Here is a 17,852-nt window from a genome sequence, read left to right on the forward strand (position 1 = left end):
CGATGGGGCGCATCATTTGCTGTGGGCTTGGCCCTGGCGATCCGGACCTGATGAGCGTGCGCGCCGACCGGATCGTGCGCGCGGCAAAACATGTCGCCCATTTCCGCAAGAAGGGGCAACCCGGGCAGGCGCGGCGCATCGTGGAGGGATTGCTTGCCGCTGACGTCAGCGAATATCCGATGGAGTACCCGGTCACCACGGAGATTGCGTTCGACAATCCCGAATACGCGCGGCTGCTGGCCGATTTCTACGATGCATGGGCCGAGCGGCTGGCGCGGCTGGCGCGCGAGATCGACGTTGTCGTGCTGTGCGAGGGCGATCCCTATTTCTATGGCTCGTTCATGCATCTATATGCGCGCTTGCAGGGCCGTGTCGAGATCGAGGTGATCGCCGGCATTCCCGGCATGGTCGGCTGCTGGAATGCGGTCGGCCAGCCGATCGCGCTGGCCGACGATGTCACATCAGTCCTGATGGGCACGCTGCCGGAGGCGGAGCTTGCGCAGCGGATGCGCAGTTCCGACGCGTTGGTCGTGATGAAGACCGGCCGCAATCTTCCGAAGATCCGTCGCGCGCTCGCGTCCGCGGGCCGTCTCGACGATGCGTGGCTGGTCGAGCGCGGCACCATGCCGGATCAGCGGGTCATCAAGCTCGCTGATATCGCCGAGGCCGACTGTCCGTATTTTGCGATCGTGCTGGTGCACGGGCAGGGGCGGCGCCGGGAGGCGGCGCCATGACCGGCACGCTGACCATCGCGGGATTGGGGCCGGGCGACGAGGCGCTGATCACGCCTGAAGTCTCCGCTGCACTCGCAATGGCGACCGACATCATCGGCTATGCACCCTATGTTTCGCGTGTGCCGCCGCGTGCCGGCCTGACGCTGCACCCGTCCGACAATCGTGTGGAATTGCAGCGCGCCGGCGAGGCGCTGCGGCTCGCGTCCGAGGGACGGCAGGTCGTCGTGGTGTCGTCGGGCGATCCCGGGGTGTTCGCGATGGCATCCGCCGTGTTCGAAGCGCTGGAGGACATGCCGCAATGGCATGATCTGCCGATTCGCGTGCTGCCCGGCGTCACGGCGATGCTGGCGGCGGCGGCGAGCGCTGGTGCGCCGCTCGGCCATGACTTCTGTGCGATCAACTTGTCGGACAATCTCAAGCCGTGGTCGCTGATCGAGAAGCGCCTGCGGCTCGCCGCCGAAGCCGATTTTGCTATTGCGGTGTACAACCCGCGCTCGGCAAGCCGGCCGGAAGGTTTTGCGCGAACACTCGAAATCTTGCGCGAGGCGGGGTGTGACGAGCGGATCGTGATTTTCGCGCGCGCCGTCTCTACGCCCGAGCAGCGGATCGAGATGGTCGAACTGCGCGATGCACGGCCCGAGATGGCCGACATGCGGACGCTCGTGATCGTCGGCAATTCGGCGACGCGCCGGGTCGGCCGCTGGGTCTATGCGCCGAGGCAGGTCCGATGACCGAGCCATTCCATCACGTCGGCGACACTTTCCACCCGCGGCCTCTCGGGCAGCAGCGGCCGCGTGATCATGATGACGGGGAGGCCAAGCGAGCGGGCCGCGTCGATCTTGGCGCGCGCGCCGCTCCCGCCGGAATTGCGTGCGACGATCCATTCGATATTGCGCGTGCGTATCATTTCGAGCTCGCCTTCGAGGGTGAATGGTCCGCGCGAGACAATCACATCAGCATCCCGCAATGGCAGCGCGTGCTTGGGCGGGTCGACGAAACGCAACGTATAGGCATGCTGCGGCCGGCTCCCAAATGGCGCGATGTGCTGGCGGCCAATCGCGAGGAATACGCTGGCACGGGACTCCGGCAAGGCCGCGACCGCGGATACGACGTCTCCGACCTCGATCCAATGATCGCCAGAGGCTTTGTCCCACGGCGCGCGTTCGAGCGCGAGCAGCGGCGTCGTGGTTTGCGCACAGGCGGCGATCGCATTGCGGCTCATCTCGGCCGCGAACGGATGCGTCGCATCGATCACATGGGTGATGCCTTCGCAGCGCAGATAGTCGGCAAGACCGCTCACGCCGCCGAAGCCGCCGATCCGGGTCGGCAAAGGTTGTTCGGCAGGGGCGGCGGTGCGACCGCCATAGGAATAGACGGCGTCGATCCCCGCGCGCGCGATCGCAGCGGCGAGCAGGTTGGCGTCGGCCGTTCCGCCCAGGATCAGGGCGCGCATCATGGGTAATCCCTGGTTGACCATCGTCGGCATCGGCGAAGATGGCCTTGCGGGGCTGCCGGACGCAAGCCGAAAGGCGCTTGATGAAGCGGAGGTGGTTTTCGGCGGTGAACGGCACCTTGCGCTGGCCGGCATCACCGATCGTGGCCGCGCCTGGCCGGTGCCGTTCGATGCGGGCATCGTGCTTCAATGCCGGGGACGTCCGACCGTTGTGCTCGCCTCGGGCGATCCGTTCTGGCACGGCGCCGGCGGTAGCCTTGTCGAGAAGCTGCAGTCCGATGAATGGATCGCGCACTCCGCGCCGTCGACATTCTCGTTGGCGGCGGCGCGTCTGGGCTGGCGGCTCGAGAATGTCGTCTGCCTTGGTCTTCATGCGGCGCCGTTCGAACGGCTGTTGCCGCACCTTGCGCGGGGCGTACGGATCGTCTGCCTGGTGCGCGACGGCAAGGCGGGTTCCGATCTCGCGCGCTGGCTTGCGGAGCATGGCTGGGGATCGTCGGCGATGTGGACGCTGTCCGCGCTGGGCGGCCCGCGTGAATCCATCACGCAACATTGCGCTGACACTTATGCGGACGATTCCGGCGACAGCCTGGTCGCGGTTGCGCTGGAGGCGAGGGGAGCGCAAGGACTCGCGCGCAGCTCGGGTCTTCCCGACGAATTGTTTGTGCATGATGGGCAGCTCACGAAGCGACCGGTCCGAGCGCTTGCGCTGTCGGCGCTGTCGCCGCGGCCCGGCGAGCGACTGTGGGATATCGGTGCCGGCTCCGGCTCGATCTCGATCGAATGGGCGCTCTGCGGCGGGACAGCTATTGCCATCGAGGCGCGCGGCGAACGGGCCGCCAACATTCGCAGCAATGCTGCGAGCTTCGGCCTAGCCCACCGGATCACGATCATCGAAGGCGAGGCGCCCGGCATCCTGCCGGGCCTCGCGGCACCCGATGCCGTATTCATTGGTGGCGGCCTCGATGCTGATATGTTCGCCGCGATCTGGTCGCACATCGCTCTGGGCACGCGGCTGGTCGCGCATGCGGTGACGCTGGAAACCGAGGCGCTGCTTTCCGGTCTGCACCAGCGGCATGGCGGCGAATTGATGCGCGTCGAGATCGCGCAGGCCGAGCCGCTGGGCCGCTATCGTTCCTGGAAGGCCGCGCGGCCGATCGTGCAATGGAGTGTGATCAAATGAAGGTCGCGGGTCTCGGATTCAGGCGCGAGGCCAGTGTCGCGTCCTTGCGCGAAGCCCTCGACGCGGCCGGCGGGGCCGAAGGCCTTGCGGCGCTTGCAACGGTGAGTGAGAAGTCCGATGCAACGGCGCTGAGAGTCCTGGCGCAGGAACTCGGACTGTCGATCCGGGGAATTCCCGCCGACGCGTTGGCCGAGGTCGAAACTGTGACGCAATCCGAGTTGATTCGTACCGAGTTTGGTACAGGTTCCATCGCCGAAGCTGCAGCCATCGCGGCGGCAGGGCGTGGCGCGCGCCTGATCTCCGCGAGGGCCGTCTCGCAGGATCGGATGGCGACTGCCGCGATCGCGGAAGGAGACGGCGAATGACGGTGCATTTCATCGGCGCAGGACCTGGCGCCGCCGATCTCCTGACCTTGCGCGGACGCGATCTCATCGCCTCGTGCCCGGTCTGTCTCTACGCCGGATCGCTGGTGCCCGCAGGCGTGCTGGCGCATTGCCCGAAGGATGCGCGCATCGTCAACACGGCATCGTTGTCGCTCGACGACATCATCGCCGAGATCGCGGCGGCGCATGCGGAAGGCAAGGACGTCGCGCGGCTGCATTCGGGTGATCTCTCGATCTGGTCGGCGATGGGCGAACAGCTGCGCCGGCTGCGCGCGTTGCAGATTCCGTATTCGGTGACGCCCGGCGTGCCGGCTTTCTCGGCGGCCGCGGCGGCACTGGAGGCCGAGCTCACGCTGCCTGGCCTTGCCCAATCGGTGGTGCTGACGCGCACGCCGGGCAGGGCGAGCGCGATGCCTGATGGTGAGACGCTCGCAGCCTTCGCCGCGACCGGCGCGGTGCTCGCGATCCATCTCTCGATCCATCTGCTCGACAAGGTCATCGCCGAGCTGACGCCGCATTATGGCGCGGACTGCCCGGTGGCGATCGTCTGGCGCGCAAGCTGGCCGGACCAGCGCATCGTGCGCGCCACGCTCGCGACGCTGGATGCCGCGCTTGGCCCGGAGCTCGAACGCACCGCGCTCATCCTGGTCGGCAAGACCCTCGGCGCCGGCGACTTCGGCGAGAGCCGTCTCTACGCCGCCGACTATGACCGCCGCTACCGCCCGGTCGGTGCGGCGCCACGGTTTCCGGGGTCATCGCCGGAATCGTCGCAATGACCGCGGGGCTCGTGATCTCGGCACCCGCATCCGGTGTCGGCAAAACGACGCTGACCCTGGCGTTGGCGCGCGCCTATCGCAGTCGCGGGTTGAAGGTGCAATGCCTGAAGAGCGGGCCCGACTACATCGATCCCGCCTTTCATGCGGTGGCGACCGGACGCGCCTCAGTCAACGTCGATAGCTGGGCGATGGCATCAGATGCGATCGCATCTCTGGCAGGCCGCGGCGCGGATGCCGATCTCGTGCTGGCCGAAGGCTCGATGGGTTTGTTCGACGGCGTCGCCGCGCGCGGCGTCTCGGGCACTGGCGCCACCGCCGATATTGCCGAGATGATGGGATGGCCGGTGCTGCTCGTGATCGATCCCTCCGGCCAGGCTCAGACGGCGGCGGCGATCACGGCGGGATTGCGCGATTTTCGCGCCGGCGTGCGGCTTGCCGGTGTCGTTCTCAACCGCGTCGCCGGTGCGCGGCACGAAGCGTTGGTGCGCGATGCCATGGCAGGGGCAGGCATTGCCGTGCTGGGCGCGCTGCCGCGCCACGCCGAGATTGCCTTGCCGAAGCGTCATCTCGGCCTGGTGCAGGCCGAAGAGCAGGCCGAGATCGATGGCCTGATCAGTGAGGCCGCACGTTTCGTCGCCGAGCACGTCGATCTCGATGCCGTGCTGCAATCGGCCCCGGTCTGGTCGCCGCAACCGGCCGCGCGCGGTCTGGACATCACACCGCCCGGCCAGCGCATTGCGCTCGCGCGCGATGCCGCATTCTCCTTCGTCTACCCGCATATGGTGGAAGCCTGGCGTGCGGCCGGCGCTGACATCGTGACGTTCTCGCCGCTTGCCGACGAAGGCCCGGATGCGGACGCCGATGTGTGCTGGCTGCCCGGCGGCTACCCTGAACTGCATGCCGGCCGGCTTGCCGCCAACCGGCGATTTCTTGAGCGGCTGCGCGCTTTCGCCGAAACAAATCCGGTGCATGGCGAGTGCGGCGGCTACATGGTGCTGGGCACAGCGCTCACCGATGCCGACGGCGTGCGCCATGAGATGGCGGGCCTGCTTGGCCTCGAGACGAGCTACGCCAAACGGCGCATGCATCTGGGCTACCGGCTCGCCGAGCTTGCCGCACCGGTGCCAGGACACGGTCCAGGCGCGCGGCTGCGCGGTCACGAGTTTCACTATTCGACGATCATCGCGCAGCCCGATAGGCCGCTTGCGGTGGTGCGCGATGCGACCGGCGCGATCGTTGCGGAAACCGGATCGCGACGAGGTAGCGCAACGGGGACATTCTTCCATCTGATTGCGGAGGACCGATGAGCGGATTCGTCTCCTTCGTTTCGGCCGGTCCCGGCGATCCCGAGCTTCTGACCATGAAGGGAGCGGCGCGGCTGCGCGAGGCCGATGTGGTGCTGTACGACGATCTCGCCTCGGGCGCGATCCTCGATCTCGCGCGCTCCGGCGCCAATCTTGTCGCGGTCGGCAAGCGCGCCGGCCGCCTCTCGGCAAAGCAGCATCATGTCAGCCGGCTGCTGGTCGATTACGCGACGGCGGGCGTGCGGGTGGTGCGGCTGAAATCCGGCGATGCCGGCATCTTTGGGCGCCTCGAAGAGGAGATCGAGGCGCTGCGCAATGCAGGCATCGGCTACGAGATCATTCCCGGCGTGACCTCGGCCTCGGTTGCCGCCGCGCAGGCCGGCATTCCGCTGACGCGACGGCTGACCTCGCGCCGGGTGCAGTTTGTCACCGGCGCCGACGTCACCGGCGGGTTGCCCGCGGATCTGAATTGGGCGGCACTGGCCGACCCGGAAGCGACCACGGTGGTCTATATGGGGCGGCGCACGTTCCCGGCTCTGGCCGCAGGGCTGATCGCGCATGGTCTCGCCCCCGACACGCCGGCGCTGCTGGCGGAGTCCCTCGGTCATGCCGACGAGCAGCTTCATCGGACCACGATCGCAGGGCTGGCCGAACAGCTCGCGCATGCCGGCGCTGCCACGGCGGCTTCCATTATTCTGTTCGGCGCGCTGGCACCGGAAGAAAAGTGATGCGGCCATGTTGACGCTGTCCCTGATCGGTATCGGATGCGGCGATCCGCAGCATCTCACCCTCGCCGCGATCGACGCGATCAACGCTGCCGACCTGATCCTGATCCCGCGCAAGGGGACCGCGAAGTCGGACCTCGCCGAACTGCGCCGAACGATCTGCGCGGAGGCGTTGAGCAACGACCGCACGCGCATTGCCGAGTTCGACCTGCCGGTGCGTGACGCCGGCGAGGAGGACTATCGCAAGGGCGTGGACGATTGGCACGATGCAGTGGCTGCGAGCTGGTCGGAGCAAATCGCGCGGCATCTCGGCAGCGAGGGGCGCGTCGCCTTGCTGATCTGGGGCGATCCCTCGCTCTACGATTCGAGCCTGCGGATTGCGCAACGGCTCGATCCGCGCCCGTCGATCGACGTGATCCCGGGCATCACGTCGATCCAGGCGCTGTGCGCGGCGCATGCGCTGCCGCTCAACGAGATCGGCGAGCCGTTCCTGGTCACGACCGGCCGGAGGTTGCGCGAGGGCGGCTGGCCGGCCGGTGTCGATACCGTCGTCGTGATGCTCGACGGCAGCGCCGCCTTCCAGACGCTCGATCCTGCCGGCATAAGGATCTGGTGGGGCGCCTATCTTGGCATGCCCGATCAGATCATCATGGCGGGGGAGCTCGCGGAGACAGGCCCCCGCATCGTCGCGGTGCGTCGGGATGCGCGCGAACGGCACGGCTGGATCATGGACAGCTACGTCCTGAAGCGGAGGTCGTGATCCGGAGATTGCCTGCAGCGGGCGCTGCTAGAGCATGATCCGGAAAAGTGCGGAGCGGTTTTCCGAAATGATCATGCGCAAACAAAAGGCTAAAGCGCGATCATCGCGCTTTAGGTCTTCAACCCGCGAATCGAGGGTTGGATGGTCAGGCGATAGGCGACGAGCTTGTCACCGTCAAACTGCTCGAGTGTCGTCTCGCAGACCGGGCAGCGATACTCGCCCTTGCTTGCTGATCCGGATGCCAGCTCAAGGCGTCGGAATCCGGCCCCGCAGCGCGGACACGTGACGTCGTCCTTCTTCATTAACTTACCCCAGAACAACACCGGCGATCCTTCTTTAGCGCAGACTGCGCGGCGGAACTATGTTTATGGGCGGAGAACTACGGATCATTCCTGCATGGGAATAAAGGATGCGTCCGCGTCGAGCGGGAGGCGGCGCAAGCGATCGCGCTGAACGGGTGGTCCAATTTCGAGCCATTCCGTAAATTCGGCAATGAGTTACGGCGTGGCCTTAAAGGAGATAGGCGATCGGATTTGCGCGGCGATATCGGCTGCCATGCTGCAGCGCTCGAGGCCGATGTTGCGTCTGCTCAATCGCTCGGCAACGCGCGACCGCCGGCGAACGCAGGGTTCGCCGGCGGTCCATCGCCATCAGCGGATGCCACCTACTGCCGCGTCAGGCGAACCACGTCCTGCCGCAGCAAATAGAGCGAGACCGCGAGCAGAACGACGTCCTTCATCAGGAAGGGCACGTTGCCGGTCATCGCGGGAAAGCCTCCCGCGGCAACGTCCCAGCCATCGGGCATGAACGGGATGATGGTGACCGTCGCGATGAACGTCCCGGTCGAACCGAGCGCGCCGAGGATGCCGAGCCGCTTGTTCCAGAAGCCCGCGAGCAGCAGCGAGCCGAACGTCCATTCCGAGGCGCCGAGGAAATAGCTGGCGCCGGCGTGGCCAAACACGGGATACAGCCACCAGATCAGCGGCCCGTTGCTGATGAACGGGACCAGGCGTTCGAATTCGTACGGAAACCATTTCTGGTAGCCGAAGAACAGGAACATGGTGACCATCGCGGCCCGGACGATGTGGTAGTCGAGATCCTCCGCGAGCAGGCCGGACCTGTCGAGCGCGCGGACGAGCGGATTTTGCGTGGTGCTGGAAAGCATGGTCATGATCGCGATCCTTCCATTCGACTGACTCGGCCGCATCATGCGACGGCGGGGAAGTCGATGTCGGTGTCGTTGATGCGGTTGAAGACGTTGGTGAAGACGATGGTCGCAAACGCCAGGCTGATCTCGACCAGCTGCGCGTCGCTGTAGCCGGCGGCCTTGATCGCGGCGAAATCCTCGTCGCTGACGGTGCCGCTCGACTGCGCGAGCTTGCGAACGAAATTGATCAGCACATCGACCTTGGCATCGCCGGTCGGCGCGCCGTCGCGGATCTGCTTCAGTGCATCGGCCTTCACGCCGGCGAGCTTGGCGAAGTGAGAATGCGCGGCGACACAGTAGTCGCAGCCGCCGACGGCGCTGACCACGAGCTTGATGATCTCCCGATCACGCTTGGACAGGCTGCCGCCGGCGAGCGCCGCATCGGCGGCGACCATCGCCTTGAGCGCGGCCGGGCCGTGGGCGGCGATGGCTGCATAGGCATTCGGTACGCCGCCGACCGCCTTCTTGATCTGGGCGTAGATCTGGCCCGACGGGCCGGTGTCGGTTTCGAGATTGGGGACTGAGAGACGCGACATGGTGGCACTCCTTGTTGGGGTTGGTGAAACGATTGCGCAGTGGACAGTAGGAGCGCGGCCTGAGACATTGAATGTTCATATATCTCGATTATATGCTCGATCGTCTCGTGAAGCCTCTTGGGGGAGGATCGGCCATGGATTGGCTCAGCCGGCTGTTCGAGATGATGCCGGTGCGCGGGCGGCTCGATATTCGCTGCAGTTACAGCGTCCCCTGGCGTATCGAGCAGGGGCCAGGCGCGACCAACGAGATCCCCTATCATGCGGTGCTGGCCGGTTCGGCGATCCTGGACGATCCCGCGGATGGTCGGCCGCTGCTGCTGAAGACCGGCGACATTCTTCTGCTGCCGGGCAACCCGCGACACGTGATGCATGACGGCAGCGGAGCGGCACCGCTGTCGCCGCGCAACCGGGCGGCGCAGAATTTCACGATCAGCGAAAACCTGGGTTCGGACGAACGGCTCGACCTGCTGTGCGGACACTTCGCGCTTGCACCTCCGCACGACCGTCTGTTGAGCAGCTATCTTCCGCCGCGTCTTGTCGTGCATGCCGGTCCGCGGATCGGAAAGGGGACGGCCGCACAGCTCGCCGGACTTGTGTCGCTGATGCGCGGCGAAACCGCGGACGATCATCTCGGCGGGCGCGCCATGCTCAACGCGCTGTCCACGGCGATGTTTGCGCTGGTACTGCGGCTCGCGAGCGAGAGCGACGCCACGTCACGCGGTCTGCTTGCGCTTGCCGGTGATCCTCGCCTTGCGCCGGCGGTGGCCGCCATGTTCAACGAGCCCGCCCGCGCATGGTCGCTGCCGGAGCTTGCGCGTCTGTGCAACTTGTCGCGCGCGACGCTGGCCCGGCAGTTCCAGGACAAGCTCGGGCGATCGGCCAGCGATCTGCTCACCGATATCAGGATGACGCTTGCGGCGAACGAGTTGCGGAGTTCATCGCTCTCGACCGGTGCGGTTGCCGAGACCGTCGGCTACCAGTCCGAGGCCGCCTTTCAGCGGGCGTTCAAGAGCCACATGGGCGTAACCCCGGCGCAGTGGCGAAGAGCGCAGCATTCTGGACAGGAGGCGTCTGCGGCTGCGGGCCTTGCCGCAGCGGTCGATCCGAGTGCGATGTCGCCGGATGCTCATCGATAGTCCGTCAGCCAGAAGCGGCCGACGGCCTGATCGCCATCGGCCGCTTCGAATGCCATCACGCGCGAACGGCGGCAGCCTGCTGAACCACCGGGATCATGTCCTCGGACTCCGGGCGGCGGGTGTAGTCCGGGTTGACTTCGGAGTAGAGGATCACGCCGTCCTGTCCGATCACGTAGCGCGCGGGCATCGGCAGCGTCCAACTCGGATCGTCGTTGAATGCCGGCAGATCGTTCTTCAGCTGCTTGTAGAGTTCGATCAGATAATCGGGCAGACGGAAGCGCAGTCCGAAGGCTTCGCCGACTTTGCCTTTCACGTCCGACAGGATCGCGAAGGACAGTTCGTTCTGGCGCACCGATTTGCGGCTGTTCGGCGCGGTCTGCGGCGAGATCGCGACCAGCGAAGCGCCGTATTTGTCGAATTCCGGCTTGGCGGCTTCCAGTGCCTGAAGCTCGATGTTGCAGTACGGGCACCAGACGCCACGGTAGAAGCTGAGCACCAGCGGGCCGCGCTTCAGCAGATCAGCGGAATTGACAATGTTGCCTTCGGCATCGCTCAACGAGAAGGAGGGTGCGACGTCGCCGGCCTTCTTGGAGCGCTGCGCGGCGCCGGATTCGACGAGCTCCTCGGTGGCGCGGTGCATGACATCGATGACCGAGCGCGGAACGCTGTAGGGCGGTTTGCCGGCTTCGAAATCGGCCTTGAAGGCATCGAGCTTGGCTTGAAGTGACATGACGGTTCTCCTTTTTGGCTTCTGCGCGGAGGACGACTGAGCCGTCCGCTTCGTTGAACACACGCGAGAAGCTAAAGGAGATGGCTGAGCCGGGTAGCGGCGTCGTCGGATTAGTATTTATTCCAGCCAGGAATAAATAGCTGATACCGATCGCCGCTACCGCTCACCCATTGAAGCTGCGCTCGAAGAAATTGACAAAGGCCCGTGCCTTGGCGGTTGCGGCGCGGCCGGTCGGAAGCACGGCCCAGAGATCGAGCGCGGGCAGGCTCCATTCCGGGAGCGCCGCACGCACGCTGCCTGTCTTGAGTTCCGGGCTGAACATCCATTCCGACGCGATCGCGAGCCCGGCGTCAGCGAGCACTGCCGCCCGAACGCCCTCCGCCGCAGTCACCCGCAACCGGCTCCGCACCGTGACAGCCAGCTCGGTACTCTCGCGTTGAAAGGACCATACACTGCCTTCGCGAAGATAGACGACGGCCTGATGCCGGCTCAGCTCGCTCGGCGTCGACGGCGTCCCGGCGCGCTTGAAATAGGCCGGCGTGCCGAGCACCATGCGCTTGCATCGGGCGATGCGGCGCGCTGTCAGCATCGAGTCCGTCATCTTGCCCATTCGCAGGGCGACATCGATGCCTTCCTGCACGAGATCAATCTGGCGGTCGTCCAGCACGACCTCGAGGTCGAGCTCCGGGTTCTGCGCGAGGAATTTCGGCAGCATCGGAATCAGATGTATCCGCGCGAAGGTGACGGCGGCGCAGATCCGCAGGCGGCCCTTGAGTCCGGCCCCGGCGCCCCGTGCGGCGATCTCCGCCTCGGCCGCTTCTTCGAGCGCGCGCCGGGCGCGCTCAAGATAGCCCAGGCCCGCTTCCGTCGGGGTGAGGCCGCGGGTCGAGCGCGTGAGCAGCTTGACCCCGAGAAATTCCTCGAGCTGCGCGACCGATTTCGAGACCGCCGGCTGGCCGACCCGAAGCTGCCGCGCGGCTTCGGAGAAGGAGCCCGTCTCGACCACCCGCACGAACGTCTCCATCGCCGCCAGACGATCCATACCTATTCTCTCCGGGAATGAGCGACATTGCTCATCCTGTCACGGCCGTTGGCCATGTCCAGACACGATGCCGGGCGGAGGGGGCGCTACGACTTCCGATGCCTTGCGTTGACCGCGATCGCGGCGGCGGCGGTGCGGTTCTCGACGCCGAGCTTGGCGTAGATCTGCTCGAGATGCTTGTCGACCGTGCGCGGACTTAAGCCCAGGATCTGCGCGATGTCGCGGTTGGTCTTGCCCTTGGAGAGCCAGGACAGCACCTCGCCTTCGCGGGTGGTCAGGCCGAGCTCGCTGGAGAACTCGGCCGGCATGTCGCCGCTGGTGTCCTTGGCGAGCCGCAGCAGGAATTCGTTAGGACCGAGCTTGCCCATGTATTGCAGCCGCAGCTGCTCATTGCCGGGGAATGACGCGACCGTCGCGGTCTTCTTTCCCGCCGCACCTTTCTGCGCCTGCTCGAGCCATTGCGGCATCGGCTCCGGCAGCACGAAATTGTCAGCGGCATCAGCGAGCGTATCCGACAGCAGCCGCTGCGCCTGCGGCGTCGCCCATAGCAGCGCGCCTGCGCTGTTGACCGCGAGCAGATAGCGGCCGGAGACGTCGAGCGCCGCGCGGGCGCTCTGTGTCATCCGCGCGTTGGCGAGATGGACGCGGATGCGCGCCAGCATCTCCTCGATCACGATCGGCTTCGTCACATAGTCGACGCCGCCGGCCTCCAGCCCGCGCACGATGTGCTCGGTCTCGGCGAGCCCGGTCATGAAGATGATCGGCACGCCGTCGAGTCCGGCATCGCGCTTCAGCCGCTTGCAGGTCTCGAACCCGTCCATGCCGGGCATCACGGCGTCGAGCAGCACGATGTCGGGCGTGATCTGGTCGACGATGCGCATCGCGGAGGCACCGTCGAGCGCGACCATCACGGTCATCCCGGCGCCGTCGAGCGCGTCGGTGAGCAGGCGCAGCGTCTCCGGCGAGTCGTCGACGACGAGCGCGACGTCGCGCTTTCTCTGTTCAATGGTCATAGCTGTGCAATGTCTTCAACGTCGCCATATATTGATCGAGATCGAACCGGTCGATCAGCGTGCGCATCTGGCCGACGAAATCGGCATGCTCGGGATGTTCGTTGCCGATCTCGTCGAGCTTGAGCTGGATCGCCCTGATATAGCCGAGCTGGCCGAGGCTGATCAGCTCTTCGACATGTTTCACCGGCGGTCGCGAGCCGCTGTCAGGCTTCCACTGCGGAGGCGGCGGCGCCTGCTCGGCCTCATACTGCCATTCGATCTTGAGCAGTTGGCGGATGGTCTCGAGCAGCCGCGGGATGTCGATCGGCTTCATCAAATAGCCGTCGTGGAAGGGTTGCGCCAGCGGCGCGCCGTGGGCCTCCAGCGCGCTGGCCGAGATCATCAGGATGCGGGCCTGGTGATGGCCTTCGGAGCGCAGGGTTTCGGCGACCGTCCAGCCGTCCATGCCCGCCATCGAGATGTCGAGCAGGAACATGTCGGGCCGGCAATGCTGGGCGAGCGCAAGGCAGCCCGGTCCGTCCGGCGCGCTGAGCAGGATGAAGCCGAGCGGTGCCAGGATCTCGCGCAAGAGGTCGCGATGGGTCGGGTCGTCGTCGGTGATCAGGATCGTCTTGCGCGGGCCGTGATAGCCGTACACGGGAGCGTCGACCGGCGCTTCACGGCGCGGATTGGTGACCTCGGAGAGCAGCAGCTTGACCTTGAAGGCGCTGCCGGTGCCGACCGTGCTCAGCACCTTGATGTCGCCGCCCATCACGCCCGCAAGCAGGCGGCTGATGGTGAGGCCAAGCCCGGTGCCGGTCTGCGGCTGGGTGACGCCGAGCTCGCCGCGCTCGAACGGCGCGAAGATCCGCTCGAGGTCGTCGGGCTGGATGCCGGGTCCGGTATCGATCACATCGAACTCGGCGACCGGGCTGCGGTAATGCACCACGAACTGCACCTGGCCGGATTGGGTGAACTTGATCGCATTCGAGAGCAGGTTGATCAGGATCTGCCGCAGCCGCTTCTCATCGGCATAGACCACGACCGGCAGCACGGCCGGCCGTTTGAACACGAAGTCGATGCCTTTTGCTGCCGCCTGCAGGCGGAACATGCCGACCAGCTGTTCGAGGAAATCGTTCAGCCGCACCTCGTCGCGCGACAGATAAAGACGGCCAGCCTCGATCTTGGAGATATCGAGAATGCCGTCGATCAGCCCCGACAAATGGTCGGCGCTGCGGCGGACGACGCGCACCTGCTCGCGGGGGCGCACCTGTAGACTATCGTCCTGCTCCAGCAGCTGCGCGTAGCCGGAGATCGCATTCAGGGGCGAGCGGAGCTCGTGGCTGAGGCCGACGACATAGCGGCTCTTGGCGAGGTTGGCCGATTCCGCGACTTCCTTGGCGCGCTGCAGTTCGGCATCGGTGCGCTTGTGGGCGTCGATTTCCTGGATCAGCAGCGTGGTCTGCCGGCGGGTTTCGTCTTCTGCGGCGCGCCGGCTCTGCTGCGCCAGCACGAACAGCCAGGCGACGACGCCGATGATCAGGGTCAGCGCAAAGAACACCTTCCACAGCACGTCGGCCAGTAATTCGTTGGCATGCACGGCCGCTGTGGTCTGCAGATAGATCAGGCCGAGCACCAGCGCCACGAGGCCGGCCGAGACCGCGAACACGCCGAGGTAATGGCCGAGCTGCGAGTTGATACGGGCGTAGATCGGCTGCGGCATCACCTTGCCCAGCGCGTCCGAGACCTGCGCGCCGATCCGGCCGTGCGGCTTGCAGAGGTCGTGGCAGCGGGCGTCGAGCGAGCAGCACAGGGAGCAGATCGGGCCGGCATAGGCCGGGCAGGCGGCCATGTCCTCGGGCTCGAACGCATGCTCGCAGATACAGCACTGGATCGATTCAATGTTCTGCCAGCTCCGCTTCGGCTTGCGGGCGATGTAGTATTTGCCGTCGGTCGCCCAGGCAATCAGGGGAGCCGCGACGAACGCGACCGCGAGCGCAACGAAGGCGGACAGCGCCTTCGCGGTGGGGCCGAACAGGCCGTAGAACGCGCTGATCGACACCACGGTCGCGATCGTCATCGCGCCGACGCCGACCGGATTGATGTCGCAGAGATGGGCGCGCTTGAACTCGATGTGCTGCGGCCGCAGGCCGAGCGGCTTGTTGATGACGAGATCGGCCACCAGCGCACCGACCCAGGCGATCGCGACATTGGAGTAGAGCGCCAGCGTCTGCTCCAGCGCCTTGTAGACGCCGATCTCCATCAACAGCAGCGCGACGACGACGTTGAACACCAGCCACACCACGCGGCCGGGATGCGAGTGGGTGAGGCGGGAAAAGAAGTTCGACCAGGCGATCGAGCCGGCATAGGCGTTGGTGACGTTGATCTTGACCTGCGACAGGATCACGAACGTCCCGGTCAGCGCCATCGCGAGATCCGGCTGCGACAGTACGTAACGGAACGCCTCGAGGTACATGTTCGCCGGCTCGGCGGCATGCTCGGCCGAGACGCCGTGGCTGAGCGCGAAGAAGGCCAGGAACGAGCCGGCCAGCAGCTTGAGCGCGCCGAGCACGATCCAGCCGGGGCCGGCGGAGAGCAGTGCGATCCACCAGGCCTTGCGCGAGGTGCGGCGATCGCGCGGCAGGAAGCGCAGGAAGTCGACCTGCTCGCCGATCTGCGCCACCAGCGCGAACACGACCGAGGCCGCGGTGCCGAACAGCAGCAGATCGAGATTCCCTGCGGGATCGCCGTGCTCGCCGGCGAATTTGCGCCACTCGGTGAACGAATGCGGATTGGCCCAGGCGATCGCCGCGAACGGCATGATGTGGAGGATGATCCACAGCGGCTGGGTCCAGAGCTGGAAGCGGCTGATCAGCGTGATGCCGTAGATGACCAGCGGAATGATCACGACCGCGCTGATCAAATAGCCGATCGGCCGCGGGATGCCGAAGCACATGTCGAGCGCGCTGGCCAGGATCACGGCCTCGATCGCGAAGAAGATGAAGGTGAAGGAGGCGTAGATCAGCGAGGTGATGGTCGAACCGATATAGCCGAAGCCGGCGCCGCGGGTCAGCAGGTCGATGTCGATGCCGCTTTTCGCGGCATGGTAGGCGATCGGCAGCCCGCACAGGAAGATGATGACGCTGACGACCAGGATCGCGGCGGAGGCGTTGATCGCGCCATAGTTCAGCGTGATGGTGCCGCCGATCGCCTCCAGCGCGAGGAAGGAGATCGCGCCGAGCGCAGTATTGGCGACGCGGGCGGCGGACCAGCGCCGCGCGCTCTTGGCGGTGAAGCGCAGCGCGTAGTCTTCCAGCGTCTGGTTGGCGACCCATTGATTGTATTGGCGCCTGACGCGGTCTATCCGCTGCCGCCCTGCCACTCGTTCTTACTCCTGGTCCACGATGCGCTGATCGCGGGCAAATCCCGTACCAAAAACCTACGTCGCTATTTTGCGGTGCAGTATACGCGATCTCACGTATCAGTGCGGTGCACAAAAGTAAGCAATCCTCGCCTCATCAATAAGCGTTCTCGAACCAGATGGGGTGCTCATGTCAGACGAAACCAAACCAGGCCTGAAGTCTCCGCTCCGGCGCAAGCTCTTGATGGGAATGGCGGCATTGCCGGCCGTCTCGATGCTTGGCCGTCCGGCATTTGCCGACGTTCCTGCAACCTCCGCGGTCAACACCACGGGTCTTGCAGTCACCGATAGCGAAGTCACGGTCGGCATCCTGCACTCGGTGACCGGCACCATGGCGATCTCCGAGACCGGGTCGGTCGAGGCCGAGAAGCTCGCGATCGAGCAGATCAACGCCGCCGGCGGCGTGCTCGGCCGCAAGATCAAGTTCATCCAGGAGGACGGCGCCAGCGACTGGCCGACCTTCGCGGAGAAGGCCAAGAAGCTCCTGGTCAACGACAAATGCGCCGCCGTGATGGGCTGCTGGACCTCGGCCTCGCGCAAGGCGGTGCTGCCGGTGTTCGAGCAGTACAACGGCATGCTGTACTACCCGACCTTCTATGAAGGCCTCGAGCAGTCCAAGAACGTGATCTACACCGGCCAGGAGGCGACGCAGCAGATCATCGCCGGCCTCGACTGGGTGAACAAGACCAAGGGCGCCAAGAGCTTCTATCTGCTCGGCTCCGATTACATCTGGCCGCGCACCTCGAACAAGATCGCGCGCAAGCACATCGAGAACCATCTGCAGGGCTGCAAGGTGGTCGGCGAGGAATACTTCCCGCTCGGTTCGACCCAGTTCAACTCTGTGATCAACAAGATCAAGCTGACCAAGCCCGACGTGATCTACGCGATCATCGTCGGCGGCTCCAACGTCGCGTTCTACAAGCAGCTCAAGGCGGCCGGCATCGATCTGTCCAAGCAGACGCTGCTGACCATCTCGGTCACCGAGGACGAGATCGACGGCATCGGCGGCGAGAACATCGCTGGCGCCTATGCCTGCATGAAGTACTTCCAGTCGCTCGACAATCCGAACAACAAGACCTTCGTGCCCGCCTTCAAGAAGATGTGGGGCGAGAAGACGGTGATCGGAGACGTCACCCAGGCCGCCTATCTCGGCCCGTGGCTGTGGAAATTGACGGTGGAGAAGGCGCAGAGCTTCGACATCGACAAGATCGCGGCGGCTTCCCCTGGCGTCGAGTTCAAGGGCGCGCCGGAAGGCTACGTCCGGATCCACGAGAACCATCATTTGTGGTCGAAGACCCGCGTCGGACGCGCCAAGGCCGACGGCCAGTATGAGCTGATCTACGAGACCGCCGATCTCGTCGAGCCGGATCCGTTCCCTAAGGGCTACCAGTGAGTTCTTTCGCGTAAGGCGCGACCTCACTTCAAACGCATCGCGGCGTGGACGTCATCGCCCACGCCGCTGATCGGGCG

At 65.6% G+C, this 17,852-nt stretch carries 18 protein-coding genes; 10 read left to right on the forward strand and 8 right to left on the reverse strand.

The genetic code is table 11. The features are described from left to right. Positions 1-2 precede the first annotated feature (2 nt). Together FBZ93_RS34940 and cobJ are read left to right on the forward strand one after the other, a co-directional pair. Positions 3-734, forward strand: a complete 732-nt coding sequence (locus FBZ93_RS34940) for a precorrin-2 C(20)-methyltransferase (protein ID WP_146991955.1) — start codon at positions 3-5, stop codon at positions 732-734. Beyond that, on the forward strand, positions 731-1,465 hold the full coding sequence (cobJ, locus tag FBZ93_RS34945) for a precorrin-3B C(17)-methyltransferase (RefSeq protein ID WP_146991956.1): 735 nt from the start codon (positions 731-733) through the stop codon (positions 1,463-1,465). The genes FBZ93_RS34940 and cobJ overlap by 4 nt, the downstream gene beginning before the upstream one ends. On the opposite strand, the gene FBZ93_RS34950 is transcribed toward cobJ, so the two are convergent. Then, on the reverse strand, positions 1,441-2,190 hold the full coding sequence (locus FBZ93_RS34950; RefSeq protein ID WP_146991957.1) for a cobalt-precorrin-6A reductase: 750 nt from the start codon (positions 2,188-2,190) through the stop codon (positions 1,441-1,443). The two genes, cobJ and FBZ93_RS34950, sit on opposite strands and share 25 nt — an antisense overlap. On the opposite strand from FBZ93_RS34950, the gene cbiE reads away from it, so the two are divergent. The 6 genes from cbiE to cobF are packed head-to-tail and all read left to right on the forward strand — an operon-like array spanning position 2,189 to position 7,318. Beyond that, complete coding sequence (gene cbiE / locus FBZ93_RS34955; protein ID WP_146991958.1) at positions 2,189-3,370, forward strand: precorrin-6y C5,15-methyltransferase (decarboxylating) subunit CbiE; 1,182 nt, start codon at positions 2,189-2,191, stop codon at positions 3,368-3,370. The genes FBZ93_RS34950 and cbiE overlap by 2 nt on opposite strands. Then, entirely contained in the window at positions 3,367-3,735 is a 369-nt protein-coding gene (locus tag FBZ93_RS34960) for a cobalamin biosynthesis protein (protein WP_167529357.1), read from the forward strand. Before cbiE ends, FBZ93_RS34960 begins: the two co-directional genes overlap by 4 nt. Next, a complete protein-coding gene (cobM, locus tag FBZ93_RS34965; RefSeq protein WP_146991960.1) occupies positions 3,732-4,529 on the forward strand; it encodes a precorrin-4 C(11)-methyltransferase in 798 nt (265 codons plus the stop codon). Before FBZ93_RS34960 ends, cobM begins: the two co-directional genes overlap by 4 nt. Beyond that, positions 4,526-5,836, forward strand: coding sequence for a cobyrinate a,c-diamide synthase (locus FBZ93_RS34970; RefSeq protein WP_146991961.1), 1,311 nt, complete (start codon positions 4,526-4,528; stop codon positions 5,834-5,836). The genes cobM and FBZ93_RS34970 overlap by 4 nt, the downstream gene beginning before the upstream one ends. Beyond that, positions 5,833-6,561 (forward strand): uroporphyrinogen-III C-methyltransferase, encoded by a 729-nt coding sequence (gene cobA, locus FBZ93_RS34975; RefSeq protein ID WP_146991962.1) that lies wholly within the window; start codon positions 5,833-5,835, stop codon positions 6,559-6,561. Before FBZ93_RS34970 ends, cobA begins: the two co-directional genes overlap by 4 nt. Positions 6,562-6,568: 7 nt before the next feature. After that, a complete protein-coding gene (gene cobF, locus FBZ93_RS34980; RefSeq protein WP_146991963.1) occupies positions 6,569-7,318 on the forward strand; it encodes a precorrin-6A synthase (deacetylating) in 750 nt (249 codons plus the stop codon). A gap of 110 nt (positions 7,319-7,428) precedes the next feature. Here cobF and FBZ93_RS34985 read toward each other — a convergent pair whose 3' ends face one another. The 3 genes from FBZ93_RS34985 to FBZ93_RS34995 form a co-directional block, all read right to left on the reverse strand. After that, positions 7,429-7,620 carry a hypothetical protein gene (locus tag FBZ93_RS34985; protein ID WP_050421878.1) on the reverse strand — a complete coding sequence of 64 codons (192 nt, stop codon included), beginning with the start codon at positions 7,618-7,620 and terminating at the stop codon, positions 7,429-7,431. 362 nt (positions 7,621-7,982) lie between these two features. Then, positions 7,983-8,489 (reverse strand): YkgB family protein, encoded by a 507-nt coding sequence (locus FBZ93_RS34990; protein WP_146991964.1) that lies wholly within the window; start codon positions 8,487-8,489, stop codon positions 7,983-7,985. 35 nt (positions 8,490-8,524) lie between these two features. Beyond that, positions 8,525-9,061 (reverse strand): carboxymuconolactone decarboxylase family protein, encoded by a 537-nt coding sequence (locus FBZ93_RS34995; protein ID WP_146991965.1) that lies wholly within the window; start codon positions 9,059-9,061, stop codon positions 8,525-8,527. A gap of 134 nt (positions 9,062-9,195) precedes the next feature. Between FBZ93_RS34995 and FBZ93_RS35000 the strand changes: the two genes are divergently transcribed. Continuing rightward, positions 9,196-10,197, forward strand: coding sequence for an AraC family transcriptional regulator (locus FBZ93_RS35000; RefSeq protein ID WP_246667772.1), 1,002 nt, complete (start codon positions 9,196-9,198; stop codon positions 10,195-10,197). 55 nt (positions 10,198-10,252) lie between these two features. Here the strand turns inward: FBZ93_RS35000 and FBZ93_RS35005 are convergent, their stop codons facing one another. The 4 genes from FBZ93_RS35005 to FBZ93_RS35020 form a co-directional block, all read right to left on the reverse strand. Beyond that, entirely contained in the window at positions 10,253-10,927 is a 675-nt protein-coding gene (locus FBZ93_RS35005) for a peroxiredoxin-like family protein (protein ID WP_146991966.1), read from the reverse strand. A 163-nt stretch (positions 10,928-11,090) separates the two neighbouring features. After that, positions 11,091-11,969 carry a LysR family transcriptional regulator gene (locus tag FBZ93_RS35010; RefSeq protein ID WP_146991967.1) on the reverse strand — a complete coding sequence of 293 codons (879 nt, stop codon included), beginning with the start codon at positions 11,967-11,969 and terminating at the stop codon, positions 11,091-11,093. Positions 11,970-12,055: 86 nt separating this feature from the next. Continuing rightward, complete coding sequence (locus FBZ93_RS35015; protein ID WP_146991968.1) at positions 12,056-12,982, reverse strand: response regulator; 927 nt, start codon at positions 12,980-12,982, stop codon at positions 12,056-12,058. Further along, positions 12,972-16,343, reverse strand: a complete 3,372-nt coding sequence (locus FBZ93_RS35020) for a hybrid sensor histidine kinase/response regulator (protein WP_146991969.1) — start codon at positions 16,341-16,343, stop codon at positions 12,972-12,974. Before FBZ93_RS35020 ends, FBZ93_RS35015 begins: the two co-directional genes overlap by 11 nt. Before the next feature lie 169 nt (positions 16,344-16,512). On the opposite strand from FBZ93_RS35020, the gene urtA reads away from it, so the two are divergent. Then, the gene (gene urtA, locus FBZ93_RS35025; protein WP_146991970.1) at positions 16,513-17,775 is read left to right on the forward strand and encodes an urea ABC transporter substrate-binding protein; all 1,263 of its coding nucleotides are present in this window, start codon (positions 16,513-16,515) and stop codon (positions 17,773-17,775) included. Positions 17,776-17,852: the final 77 nt, after the last annotated feature.

Source organism: Bradyrhizobium macuxiense, from assembly GCF_007993935.1.
Taxonomy (GTDB): domain Bacteria; phylum Pseudomonadota; class Alphaproteobacteria; order Rhizobiales; family Xanthobacteraceae; genus Bradyrhizobium; species Bradyrhizobium macuxiense_A.